The organism is Pseudoalteromonas piscicida (assembly GCF_002744175.1).
Lineage (GTDB): Bacteria > Pseudomonadota > Gammaproteobacteria > Enterobacterales > Alteromonadaceae > Pseudoalteromonas > Pseudoalteromonas piscicida_B.
Map to the genome: position 1 here is coordinate 1 of NZ_NKHF01000011.1, position 13,792 is coordinate 13,792.

8 protein-coding genes are annotated in these 13,792 nt (G+C 43.8%); 2 read left to right on the forward strand and 6 right to left on the reverse strand.

All coding sequences use genetic code 11. The features are described from left to right. The 4 genes from CEX98_RS02960 to CEX98_RS02975 form a co-directional block, all read right to left on the reverse strand. The coding region (locus tag CEX98_RS02960) for a FimV/HubP family polar landmark protein (RefSeq protein WP_277948907.1) at window positions 1-1,659 on the reverse strand (1,659 nt) is incomplete at its 3' end. Between the two features lie 499 nt (window positions 1,660-2,158). Beyond that, window positions 2,159-3,175 (reverse strand): aspartate-semialdehyde dehydrogenase, encoded by a 1,017-nt coding sequence (locus CEX98_RS02965; RefSeq protein ID WP_099640643.1) that lies wholly within the window; start codon window positions 3,173-3,175, stop codon window positions 2,159-2,161. Between the two features lie 36 nt (window positions 3,176-3,211). Continuing rightward, window positions 3,212-4,336, reverse strand: a complete 1,125-nt coding sequence (locus CEX98_RS02970) for a 4-phosphoerythronate dehydrogenase (RefSeq protein ID WP_099640644.1) — start codon at window positions 4,334-4,336, stop codon at window positions 3,212-3,214. 84 nt (window positions 4,337-4,420) lie between these two features. Further along, window positions 4,421-4,741: a DUF6419 family natural product biosynthesis protein gene (locus tag CEX98_RS02975; protein WP_099640645.1), complete on the reverse strand. Its 321-nt coding sequence runs from the start codon at window positions 4,739-4,741 to the stop codon at window positions 4,421-4,423. A gap of 702 nt (window positions 4,742-5,443) precedes the next feature. Here CEX98_RS02975 and fadE point away from each other — a divergent pair. Next, window positions 5,444-7,897: an acyl-CoA dehydrogenase FadE gene (gene fadE / locus CEX98_RS02985; protein ID WP_099640647.1), complete on the forward strand. Its 2,454-nt coding sequence runs from the start codon at window positions 5,444-5,446 to the stop codon at window positions 7,895-7,897. 312 nt (window positions 7,898-8,209) lie between these two features. On the opposite strand, the gene CEX98_RS02990 is transcribed toward fadE, so the two are convergent. After that, window positions 8,210-10,468 (reverse strand): DUF5916 domain-containing protein, encoded by a 2,259-nt coding sequence (locus CEX98_RS02990; protein WP_099640648.1) that lies wholly within the window; start codon window positions 10,466-10,468, stop codon window positions 8,210-8,212. Window positions 10,469-10,635: 167 nt separating this feature from the next. On the opposite strand from CEX98_RS02990, the gene CEX98_RS02995 reads away from it, so the two are divergent. Continuing rightward, window positions 10,636-12,633 carry a winged helix-turn-helix domain-containing protein gene (locus CEX98_RS02995; protein ID WP_242441602.1) on the forward strand — a complete coding sequence of 666 codons (1,998 nt, stop codon included), beginning with the start codon at window positions 10,636-10,638 and terminating at the stop codon, window positions 12,631-12,633. Between the two features lie 19 nt (window positions 12,634-12,652). Here the strand turns inward: CEX98_RS02995 and CEX98_RS03000 are convergent, their stop codons facing one another. Continuing rightward, the gene (locus CEX98_RS03000) at window positions 12,653-13,726 is read right to left on the reverse strand and encodes a DUF6136 family protein (protein ID WP_099640650.1); all 1,074 of its coding nucleotides are present in this window, start codon (window positions 13,724-13,726) and stop codon (window positions 12,653-12,655) included. Window positions 13,727-13,792 lie beyond the last annotated feature (66 nt).

Genomic DNA, 13,792 nt, shown 5'->3' on the forward strand with positions numbered 1-13,792 from the left:
GTCTAGCAGCGCATCAATATCATCGCCTTCAAGCGCATCCGATTCTTCTTCAAGCTCTGGTAATTCATCGTCTTGCGCTTCATCTAACAAGGCATCGATATCATCGTCAGCGAGCGCGGCGCTTTGTGCTTCAAAATCAGGTAACGGCTCCTCGTCGGTGTCCTGAGAGGCGTCTAAAAGCGCATCGATATCATCAACGTCGACCACACTTTCATTTTCAATGTCGCCACTAAATTCAGGCTCTTCGTCTAGCGCGCCATCAAGTATCGAGTCAATATCATCATCACTTGTCGCTGTGTCTGATTGCTCGTCTGCTAACTCTTCACTCAAAGCAGCAAGTGCATCATCACTTACATCAATCTCTTCATCTTGCGGTTCATTGAAGAGGTCATCTAAGTCGCTGTCACTCAGAATATCGTTGCTGTCATCAACATCCAGTGACACTTCATCGCCATCATCGGCTTCGTCGAAGCTTTGCTGCATAAAGTCTTCGTCATGCTCATCATCGAACGAAATATCTTCGTTTAGCAGGCTATCAAGCTCATCCTGATCTAGGCTGTCGCTTCCCTCTTCAAAATCGTCGTCTAGTGAATCAAAGGTGATTTCATCATCTTCAGGTAAAATATCATCGTCTAGTTGAACACTGGCTCCGAGAGAGTCTTCCTCATCCCCCATGCCAATGTCTAGCGGATCGGGTTCTGGCTCAAACGCTGTGGCCGCAGCTGCAGCTCCGGCAGTTGCAGCTCCTGCAGCCATTGTGGGGGCTTCCGGCAAGAATTCATCATCGTCCGCGCCTTTTTGCTGCGTTTTATTTTTTCTGCGGAGGAACATTACCACACCAGCAATAGCCAAAAGTGCGGGTAAAGTCGCGAGTAAGGCAATGCCAGCAGGCGAGCTGAAAAATGCACCTAGGTCACTACTTTCTTCAACTTTAGCTTGCGCTGCCTGCTGCTCTATCATCTCATTTTGCAGGTCTATCACTGCCTTGAGCTGTTGTTGAATTTCACTGTCTTTACCAAGCTGAGTACGCACGGTTTGCAACTCAGAGGAGATAGCACCAAGCTGCTGTTTGAGTTTGTTGTTTTCAGACAGGATTTCTTCGACATTGCGAACTGAAGATTTGAACTCTTTTTGTAGATCCATTAACCGCATGTCCTGCTCCATCTTTAAGGAGCGTAACTGGTTAGTTAGATCTGCCTTGGCTTCTTCTACATCAACCTTTCGGGCTTGGGTAACTTTTTTCTCGGCTTCATCAATGGCGCTTGGGTTCAACAACCCTTTACGCTTCATTTCCCAAAGTTTGTCGTCTTGATCCGACTTTTGTTTTGCCAGTTCAGGGTTTACGCTGCGGATTTCGTTAAGTGTAGGGATACGAAGATAAGCCCCATCACGCATGTGGTTGAGGTTTTTGTCTAGAAAAGAATTAGGATTTTTGTCGTAAAGCGCCTTCATCACCTGATAAATGGTGACTGAGTCATCTGGGCGTACTTTTTGTGCTATACGCCATAATGTATCCGTGGGTCTAATAGGCCCAATTGAGCGACCTTGAGCCCCGTAATCAACCCCTTTGGGGCCTTTCAACACCACGCCCTCTTGGGTATATACCGGTGTGGCAATTAGTGCGAATACAAAGATACTTAAAAAGGCTAAACCGCGCATGCCGATCCTTTACTCAAATGTTTAACACCCGTTAAACGACATTTTATTATTATGGCTTTGAAGCAAGCTCTATTCCAAATGCAAACTATAAACCAGATATCTTTGAATATCCATTGCAACGTATTGAAAGTTAACATGGTTACCATGCTTTTTACTGAATTAAGAAAAGCGTTATATAGGAAAAGAATAGTCAAGTATTTGACTTAACGGCAAACTTATTGGCATAAGTTTGCCGTTAGAAGCTGCTCTTTTGCTGTAGTGAGTCTGTGACTGTCTAGGGCCTGTTGATCTTCCAAGTTTGTTTTTGCAGCAGTTTGATTGCCATTTATACAAGGCAAAGCCTGTGTAGCATAGTTATTCTATGTGAGTCAGGCGATAAAGACTTTATGCTCCTGCAAAGTCACCTTACCCCACATCCTTGTGGGGCAACTCTGGGGAACAAAAATCAAACAGCAAAGGTCAACAGGCCCTAGCAACTTGCAACATAAAGTGCTCTTGTTTACAGATAGCTTTCAATCAATGCTTCTGCAATTTGAATACTATTTGTTGCTGCGCCTTTTCTCGTGTTGTCCGACACCACCCACAAGTTTAAGCCCATTGGGTGTGAAATATCTTGTCTTACCCGGCCTACATACACATTATCATTACCACTGGCATCACTTACTGGCGTAGGGTAGTCAGTTTCGTCTTCGATGAGCTCAACACCTGGCGCGTCAGCAAGTAGTTGCTTAACATGCTCAAGGTCAAAAGGCATGCGTGTTTCAAGATGAATAGCTTCTGCATGACCAAAAAATACCGGAACTCGTACAGCCGTTGGGTTCACTAATACACTTGAGTCACCCAAGATTTTTTGCGTTTCCCACACCATTTTCATCTCTTCTTTGGTGTAGCCATTTTCTTGGAACGCATCAATCTGTGGAATAACATTGAAAGCAATTTGCTTGGTAAACACTTCGTTTTCCATTGGTCTTGCATTCATTAGATTCGCCGTTTGTTTGGCTAATTCGTCAACCGCTTCTTTGCCAGCGCCAGAAACAGCCTGATAAGTAGAAACATTAATTCTATCTATTCCATAAGCGTCGTAAATAGGCTTAAGAGCTACTAGCATTTGGATTGTTGAGCAGTTTGGGTTAGCGATGATATTGCGGTTTCTAAAGTCCGCTAAGCTATCTTTATTTACCTCTGGAACTACAAGTGGAACATCAAAGTCATATCTAAAGTGCGATGTATTGTCTATTACCACACAACCTGCTTCAGCCGCGATAGGAGCATATTTCTCCGAAACTGAGCCCCCCGCAGAAAACAAGCCGATATGTGCATTGGCAAAATCAAACGTTTCAACATCAATCACTTCAATCTTTTCACCCTTAAAGTCGATTTCTTCGCCTGCACTGCGGCTACTCGCCAACGGATAAAGAGTGTCGACTGGGAATTTTCTTTCCGCTAATAATTCAATAATTTGCTTGCCAACAAGACCTGTTGCACCAAGCACCGCAACGTTATATTTTTGCGACATTGTTCTTCCTCATTCTGTCATGTACCAACCGTGTCTTTAGCGCTTACGCTCTGAAAAGCCAAGTTGGAAAAGCTTTTCGCTAATTGGTGAGTCACCATTGACTGCAATTGTACTAAATTCTCGACGCACAGGATATGCCTTGCGTAACGCATCAAAACCCTGTGAGCTTAATTGTGCTCTCATCATGCCATCGTCACGACGAATGTCATATACTAAGTGGACTAATCTAATGATGTCCTGTTCGCTGGCGGTGCTTTTTAATAAGCACTCAGTAATACTAGGTTGAGCTAGAAAATCATTAATTGTTTTATGCGGCTGAAGTGCAAACTCGCGACACACCGCCTCATACAGCATTTGAGTTCCGCGAGCTTTGCCTTCAAGGGTATGCCCAGCAATATGCACAGATGCAAAGCGGGTATGGTCCAATAAAGGTTGTAAAATAGTCGGCTCGTTTTCCCACACATCCAATATAAGCTCTAACTGCTGGCCTTTTTCAACAGCACTAAGCAGGGCTTGGTTGTCGATAACATCACCGCGACTCGCGTTCACAACTACCATGCCAGGCTTCAACGAGGCGATCCGTGCTTTATCGAGCAAATGCACCGTTTTATGTTCACCATTTTTTACCAACGGAACATGAAACGACACAATATCTGCAAGCGTAAGAGCTTCATCTAATTCAACATGCGATTCAAGGTCACCGGCTTGATTTCTAACCGGGTCACATAACAAGACCTTAAGACCGAGCCCCTTCACTTTCTCAGCCAAACATTTACCAATATTACCAACGCCAACAATAGCTATCGTTTTGCCCTGCAACACAGTACATGTTTCTTGTGCATAAGCGAGTAAACCACTAATCACATATTCAGCAACAGCAATAGCATTGCAACCAGGGGCACTGCTAAACGCAATCCCTGAGTTTTTCAACAACTGAGTATCTATATGGTCAACACCAATAGTCGCCGTTCCTACAAACTTCAGTTGCTTAGCCTGTGCAAGCAACGCCTCATTCACTTTGGTGACTGAGCGCGTAAGCAAAACATCAGCCTCGCGTAACGCCTCAGGTTGAAGGTTACGGCCATCAAATCGCTGCACTTCACCAATATCCGAGAAAAATGATTCCACAAGCGGCATATTTTGATCGGCTAATATTTGCATTGGGGCTCCCTATTACCTTTTTATATCGTGTACTTAAGTGAAGTTATTTGGCTGTCACAGAGTTTACCATGGCAAAGGAGACGACTAATAATAAAACCTTTTATTTTGTTCTCCTTCTTTATTGCAGCCAAATGCAATGGCAAAAAACATAATGCAGCAAACAAACACCACTGCGCCCCTTAAGCTCAACCAACCTCCGGTATCGAGCAAAGGGCAAAAAGTCATCGCCAATACGTTGATACAGCACAGTAATAATGCCCAACGTGTATAGGAACGATAACCAAGAAGTGCCGCGAATAAACTACTAAAAACATTAAAAATCACAGCTTCAGGACAAAAGTGAAAAGCCGCTATCATTGAGCAAAAAGCTAACATAGCAATGAAATAGAATAGGCCTTGTTGCATCTTGTTTCTCCTTAACATGGACGGCAACGCGCGCCGCAATGCACAATTGCTTGCGGCAAACTTAAATGAATAATGTATTATCAACGGCCCCGTTCATGGGCCTGATTGTTCCCAACACCAAGCAAGTAACCTGATCGTAAGTTAAGTCAGTAAAACGGCTGCCCTAATCCTTAGCAACTCGCTATATTAACTTGCTTAATTAAGTGATCTATCTTGAGGCGAGCAAAGCTTCTCAACAACTAGGTGAAACCTTATACTTAGCTGTTATAGAAAAAGTTTTCATCCGACCAGTACCTAATTTGCTCCCTCAAATTGCACTAGAATTAAGACAAAATGATATCAGTGCATTACCTTTTTGGCGTGGTATTTCAAAGTGTAGAAATATTGCGGCAGATTTCAATGGCGATCTCAGATGAAGTTTTGGCAATTATAGTGCACACATCAGTAGATTTTCTGGAAGAAAATTCATGTGCATTTTCGCGACATTGCACTACGTTAATTACACTCTACAGAGTACATAAACACCACATGGTTAAAAATACTCTTGGTTTCACTTTAATTCTCAATTGTGTATGCACACGTAAATAAATTGTCACAAACATACACCAATTAATTAATCGTGATGGTGTCAAGATGCTTGAAATATCAGCGTTAACCAGCTAGTCTAACTGGGTGGTCAGACCTCTTATAAGGAAGAACAACATGACACTTATATTTGTTCTCGCTTTGTTAGTCTTGCTTAGTGCAGCAAGCTACCATCGCGCCAGCTGGAATACTGCTCTTGGTATTGCAGCTATTACTATGCTTGTAGGCACCTTTGCCGGTGCTTTTGGCATTATTTCTTGGTTAATTTTTCTAGCGATCGCTATCCCGCTTTCGGTTACTAACTTGCGTCAACAGTATATTGTGGCTCCAGCATTTAAGGCGTTTAAAAAAGTGACGCCAACCATGTCGGAAACCGAAAAGTCAGCGATTGATGCAGGAACAACTTGGTGGGAAGCCGATTTATTTTGTGGTAACCCTAACTGGGACAAACTTCATCAATTTCCAAAACCTCGACTAAGCGTTGAAGAACAAGCGTTCTTAGATGGTCCAGTGGAAGAAGTGTGTGCCATGTTAAACGATTGGGAAGCAACTCACGAGCTTACCGATTTACCACAAGACGTTTGGCAATATCTGAAAGACAACAAATTCTTTGCGATGATCATCAAAAAGCAATACGGTGGTCTTGAATTTTCGGCATACGCGCAATCTTGTGTGCTACAAAAGCTGACCAGTAAATCTACTTTGCTTTCGTCTATTGTAGGAGTACCTAATTCGTTAGGCCCAGGTGAACTACTACAGCATTATGGTACTGAAGAGCAAAAAGAACATTACTTACCTCGCCTAGCGGTGGGTGACGAAATTCCTTGCTTTGCATTAACGTCACCAGAAGCCGGCTCAGATGCATCATCTATCCCAGACTTTGGTGTGGTTTGTAAAGGTGAATGGGAAGGTGAAGAAGTGCTCGGTATCAGCCTAACTTGGAACAAGCGCTACATCACACTAGCACCTGTAGCAACGGTACTTGGTCTGGCGTTTAAAATGCGCGACCCGGACGGTTTGCTAGGCGATAAAGAAGAACTCGGTATTACATGTGCACTGATCCCAACTAACACTCCAGGTGTAAAGATTGGCCGCCGCCACTTCCCGCTTAATGTTCCGTTCCAAAACGGTCCTACTCAGGGCGAGAACGTCTTCGTACCACTTGATTTTATCATTGGTGGCGCAAAAATGGCCGGTCAAGGCTGGCGTATGCTGGTTGAATGTTTGTCGGTGGGTCGTGTTATTACGCTTCCGTCAAATTCAGCAGGTGGAATTAAGTCTCTTGCGGTTGCAAGTGGTGCTTACAGCCGAATTCGTCGCCAATTCAAATTACCTATCGGTAAGATGGAAGGGATTGAAGAGGCACTTGCCAAATTAGGTGGCTATGCCTACAGCTCAGATGCTGCGGTGACTATGTCAACTGGAGCAGTAGATTTAGGTGAAAAACCTTCAGTTGTCTCTGCAATATTGAAGTATCACTTAACCGAGCAAATGCGTGCTTCAACAATTCACGCTATGGATATTCACGGTGGTAAAGGTATCTGTCTTGGTCCAAACAACTATGTAGGCCGTGGCTACCAAGGTGCGCCAATCGCAATTACGGTTGAGGGTGCAAACATTCTAACCCGTAATATGATTATCTATGGTCAAGGTGCAATTCGTTGTCACCCATTTGTACTTGCAGAACTTGAAGCCTGTTCAATCAAAGACAAACAAGAAGCGCTAGACAGCTTCGACAAGTCATTAATGGGCCACATCGGTTTCACAATGTCTAACTTAGTAAGAACTAAGTGGCTTGCGCTAACTGGTGCACGTTTTACCAAAGTACCATTTAACGACGAAACAGCCGTTTATTATCGCAATGCAGCTCGCTACAGTGCATCGTTGGCATTAATGTCTGACATTTGTATGGCTGTGTTTGGTGGTTCACTTAAACGTAAAGAACGTATATCTGCGCGTTTGGGTGACTTACTCAGTTACCTTTACCTCGTTTCTGCAACACTTAAGCGTTATAACGATGAGGGTCGTCGTAAAGAAGATCTGCCTTTCGTACAATGGTCTTGTCAGGAGCATCTATACCTATGTCAACGCGCCCTTGCAGATTTAATCAATAATATGCCTTCTGCAGCGTTACGTGGCTTGTTAAAGGTTGTGCTATTCCCATTTGGTCGCCCGGTTCGCAAGCCAACTGACAAAATGGAGCATAAACTTGCTCAGCTACTGCAAGTTCCGAGTGAAACTCGCGACCGTCTTGCCACCCACATTTACTTAAAAGATGAGCCTCTGTGCTTACTTGGTAAGCAAGAGCAAACACTAAAAGACATTCTTGCAGTAGAGCCGCTATTTGAAAAAGTCTGTCGCGGCATAGGTAAAAAGCTACCGTTTATGCAACTCGATAAGGTTGCAACGATGGGGCTTGAAGCTGGTGTCCTTAGTGAAGACGAAGCTGCAAAACTCACTGCAGTTGAAGCTAAACGTCTTGCTGTTATCAACGTGGATGATTTTGACCCTGATGAGTTACTTGCTGGTAAAGCAAGAACCAAGGAATCAAGTAAAGCAGACGCAGCATAACTATTTTTGTTGAGGTGGTATGCTTCATACCGCCGAAACAATTAGCGTGGATATAAAGGTCAGATTGCTCTGACCTTTTTTCTTGGCAGATTATACCAATTACACAAACTCTTTAACCAATTTGAAGAGGGAAATAACCCATTAGCCTCGCTAAAGTTTCTCAATATAAACCACTAAACAACAAAGTTTTTGCCTTGACGGTAGCGCAGCGCGAGAGCGGAGCTGCTAAAGCTATTTTCCGACTTCAAAATCATGCCGTTATTAAATGCAATTGGTATTAGAACCGGGGAATACGGCCCTAGTGATTGAATATTAAAAAAGATAGCGCACTTTAAAAGTCACCAAATCTTGCACAGGTTGCTGCCATAAATCGGCGACACTACCAAACCAATCCCTGCGCCCGACTTGCGATTTTTCAAGTGTCGAAAAATTTGCCCCTCCGCGTTGATACACCAAAAAAATATCTGAATATGCCCCCATGCGATAACGCAATTTTATCTGGCTGGCCAACCGCCTGTCATCAAAGCTCGTATCACCGTTAATTTGGTGTAGTTCACCATTTGCGACTTGATAAATCGTTTCGCTTTGCGCCTCCAGCACCGTCCATTGCACTGACCCACTAAGCTCGAGCTTATCGGTGATCCGCCCATTAAATTCAAACTTATTAGAGAACTCTTGTCGGTCATACTCCGTAAAGCGGTTTTGTCCATTTGCCATAAGCCAACCATCACCGGTTCTAAAAAAGTTGCTTAGCTTCAGGTTCCAGTTGTAATGTGGCATCCATGTCAAATCTACAGCATATTGCTGCGCAGATCCCGATACCCCTTCTTGATCAAGTTCAACACTCGCAGCCCAGGAAAATGCGCCTAAGTAAGGACTTTGATAAAACACTCGAGACTCCACCCGTGCTGGCATTGCAAAGATCTCAGTGCCGCGCCCTAAGTTATCTTGCTCACCGCTAGGGTAATAATCCAGCCCTAGGTTAAGTTGACCACCATTTGCTAATAAAAATTGTGCCAAATACGCTTGCCGTGCAGATAGATTCTCGCCATCACCATTTTGTTCATGTCTAAGCGTGAGAGATTGCTTAAGGCGAGTAAACCAACTCCCTTTTGGATTTATTGAGTATTCACCATACAGCTCACTTACCTGCCAATCGTTCCGTTTCATATAACCTAGATCGCGATTGTCAAACTCATCATCGAGGTCAAAATAGCGGGCAGCGAGTTTTGTTTGTAAAGAGAGTTGGTATTCTAAATCAAGTGAAATACCGGTGCCTGAAAGTCGTCTATCTTGTGTATCAACTTGTGTTTGTAATAACGCTCCTTTAAATGACCAAGTATCGCTGCGATACTGGCCATCAAAAGCATAACTCATGGCATCGCGCTCAAGGAAAGGCCGATCTGTTTTGGTCGCAAGCACACCTGCCTGCCAATCTCGAGTACGATAGTTTCCACGTACCGCAAAAAACTGTTTGCCTGAGTCATCAGAAAAATCAGCTTCCGACACGGCAAAGGTCCCAAATTGCACTGATTCCCCTTTGTGGACAAATCGCACTGCTGCATCAATTGGAGTAATAGCACGCTCACCATCGTCACTTGATGCGCCAATCCGGCGAGTATGGATAAGCTTGGTGCTTTCCAGCGCTGCCACATCGAAAAGACTTATATCTTGAGTGAAAAATGGTCGTTTGTCAGTGCGTAAGGTTTCAACCGCCGAATAATTCACATCCACATTATCAATGTCCACCTGACCAAAATCAGGATTCACCGCAAGACTCAACTTTTGATGGTGAGCAGTCTTATAGAAAAGGTCAAAGCCGATATCCGATTGATGTTGTCGCTCTGAAACCGAAGATGCCACAGGCGCAAACTGAGCTTGATGAGCAAAGTATGGAATAAATGCGAGTTGTGATTGCTCAGGGATGGTGGCTGAGATCTTCGGCATAGTCAGAAAAAAGTCACTATTTTTACTTGTATCTTCATGATTAGCATAGATAAAGTTATTTTTTATTTCATATAGCTGAATAGAGACCCCGATATTACTGAGCGCATGCTGATCTCCTGGCTGAAACGACACCGCATGCCAAGGCACCATCATTTCGGTTGTCCAATAGGTATCTTCAATATGATTGGCGTATTGCCAATCTCCATCCCAATCATTGTCCACGTTTAGGCTTGGAGTAATAACGCCGTCTTGCGTTCCCCCTCCTAACGTGACCGAAAATTGATAAGCACTACTCCCATCTCCTGAGAAATCTACAACGATACGATTAAAATCGGCCTGCATAAAGCGGTCATGAGTATTAAACTGACGCTTTCGTTCAGCCTCCTTTTGGAAGTTTTTGATACCAATATAGATCCCTTCAGGCGTTGCAAATGCACTGGCTTTTACTTTGTCATTGGCAGAGTCCAACGTCATAGGAACGACTTGAACAAACTGTTCAAATTGCGTTGCCGATTGCCACTGTGGTTCAGTTAACTTGCCATCAACCACCAACGGATTTGCAAATACCTTAGTTGCCAACAAAGGGGAGCCGACCCCTAACCAAAACTTATAACTGTTATTCATAGTTGCTTTCCTCAAAATGATGGCTGCTATTGCAACAAACTTTGTGGCGAAAAGTTCTCAATTTTTTCTGAAGAAAGCTGACTTAACCTTTATAAACATTGACTTAATCTCAAGAAACGCTAACGTTATGGGAACATTTAGTTTTGATTAGTGAAATGGTACTCAGCGTGCGAGCACAGGATGCAGAAAAAGTTTGTTTTGGCCAGTGGCTGTTTGATCCTCGGCAAGATAGCCTAACGCGGTTACTTGACGGAGACACCGTCAAGCTGGAGCCACAAATGGCCAGATTGCTATCCATTTTTATTGCTCATCACAATCAAGTATTAGATAAGTATTGGCTAACCGAGCAGTTATGGCAGCAAGCCATTGTCGAGCCCAATAGCCTCTATCAGTTGCTTACCAAACTGCGCAAAGTCCTTGGCGACGACTCAAGAAATCCGCTTTACATCAAAACCATCCCAAAGCGAGGCTACTGTTTTATTGCTGAGTTAGCTAAGCCACAAGCTGAGTCCCCCCAAAATCATAGTACAGGTAGCCGGACACCAATACTCACTAAAGCTCCTCTTTATTCTCTCAGTGCTATCCTGATGACTTTGCTGTGCTTCGGTGCTATCGCGTTTTTTAGCAATACTCCAACAGAAAAGCCCAGTTCACATTATCAAACATCAGCGCTTAGCCACGACCTTGGTTTGGAGTTTGACGTAGACGCACACATAGACCGAGATTTAATTGCTTACGTTAAAAACTTTACTCAGTTGGTCATCGCTAACAAGCAAGGTAATCGATTGATTGACCATGACTTTGATTCTCGAATTGCCTTTCCTAGCTGGAGCCCAAATTCGGATAAACTTGCATTTTGGCAATATCAAGGCAGTGGTTGTCAATTACATGTGATGACCGCCGCGGGCCAGTTTTACCACAGTGGGCAAACACTGCCATGTCAAATTGGCACAAAGCCAGTTTGGAAAAATAACCACGAGCTCGTATTAACGTATGGACAACACAATGACAGAGCCGCATATCTATACCGGATTGATGCCCATCAAATGGTAAAGCTACCACTACTGCTTAGTCAGGGAGAGCAGTTAACAATGGCACTACGAGCATGGGGTGATAAGGTTTATTATCTAGTGCAAGACAAACAAAGAGTTGCCCGCCTACAAACATTAGACGGTACGGTTCATCTACAGTGGAGTGAACCTGTTACTTCGGTCGCTTTCGATCCCTACCATCAGGCTGTTATTGCAAGCCAATTCGGCAGCTTATCAAAGCATTACAGAGATGGTGATAGTCAAGCCATCAAGGAAACCGAACTTGGTCTATACACTAGCTTTTCAAGCGATAGTCAGGGTGATATCTTTGCCGCACTCGAAAGCTTCCAAGTCAATATCAAAGACAGAGACGATCTGCCGCTGTTTTCTAGTTCCAGTATTGATTACCTACCGCTAACCAACCGCCTCGGTGAAACCGCCTTTATGTCCAGGCGTAGTGGCGTGTGCGAGGTTTACCTTTTCCGTGATGATAAAATAAGTCAGCTTTCTTTTCACCAAGGCCATGAGTATGTTGGCTTTTTAGTCTGGAGCCCTGAGCTTAGCTACTTAGCATCAAACCGAGACAACCAACTGGTCATTTATGACCGCAAACGCCCTCTTACTCAGTTTGACTCTGCGCTTAGCCAACCGCTGAAAAGCATGGGCTGGATTGATGAACAAACGCTGTGGGCCTACGATGGTGAAATACTCAACCAATATAGTCTCTCTGGTGCTGTAATTAGCAGCCAACGCAGTGTGGCAGACTTCGTCTTTTTTCATCCCCACAGACAAACTTGGTTTGTACTACAAGACAAGCTGTTATTAGAATATGAAACGCTGTTCGAGAGTAACTCTGTGGCCTTAAACAATTTTCAGCTCAGCGACAAACAAACCAATCAATTTAGTAATCTCAGGATCCGTGAAAACAATATTTATTGGCAGTCGGCATGGTCAAAGGAAGATTATATTTGGCAACTGACTCTCGCACCTGAGCAGGAACCTATACTTAAAAAAGTTGGTCACCTTATATGGCATTATGACGTTGACGAATTGGGTAGCTTACGTATTGCAAAAATGGAAAGCGTTGAAGGCGACATCAAAAAACTGAGTCGCCTTGCCAAGCCCCCTCTTTAGCTCGCCCAATAGCGCTTGCTTATAGGTTTACAAATACGGTGTAGCTCAGTACCAATGTACTTAACCAGGCAATGGCTAAATGCTGAGGGCTTTTCAACGCGCTGAGCACTAACAAGGGTAAAAACACATAGGGTAATAAGCCGACCATACTAAACCCTAAAATCATATAAACCGGAAATGAAAAACAAATGGCGGTGCCGATTATCACTATCCATACGCTTTGTTTTGCTCGCGTTAACTTGTTAATGCTCAACCAAAAGGCGGCACGCCCTGCCACTTCAGGTTTTAAATCAATAGCCAGACTCGACCACCACAACAGGTTAAGCGAAACTAAGCCAGGAACATAGTTAGCCATCAAATCAGGGCGCTCTGCTTGCAAAATAACCCCAAACCAAAGCACCAGCACACTCATAACCACGCGCCAAAGCACGATAAAATAGTGCTGGTAAATAAAGCTAAGCCAAAACGTCGTCAAATCTCTTACCGATATTGAAACCATGATGCTTCGTGGAAGTAACAACGCTCCTGCAAGTGCAAAGAGGTTTAGCGCAGCCAAGTACCAAGCTATTTGAACCATAACCAAACTTAACCCGGCGCTGAAAATCAATCCAATGCTGGTGCCCAAAGGACGATATACAAAACATAAGGCAACCACTAACTGCGTAACCGCAAACGCAATTAAGGACCCAGCCTGAGGTAGCTTATCGATACCGATTGAGTAACCTAATATTAAGGTCATCAGTAACAATGGATGTACCACCAACAGCGAGAATCCATCGGCTATTTTTTGATGTAGTGTCGTTCGTAGTAAAGTGAAATGATAACTTCGATGGGGCTTATCAAGCACAGCATCTCGAAACACCAATAGAATAAAACTCTGCGCCGCAATCAGCCCCCATGCCACCTGAACCGCAGTGGCAGGATCGTCACTTTCAACAATTTTACCAATCCCCATAAACATCACAGCAATCAAGCCCAGTAAATAGGCTTGAAACAGTGCCGCTATCATCAGGCCGAACTGTTGAACTTGTTGTCCTATCGCTTGTAATGACTGAGATAATGCCGTTTTTCTGTATCGATAATAATAAAACATATGAGCAACCTGAGTAAGGGGTTATACCTATTCTGCTTAACTAACCTGAACTTTGGATAATTAATG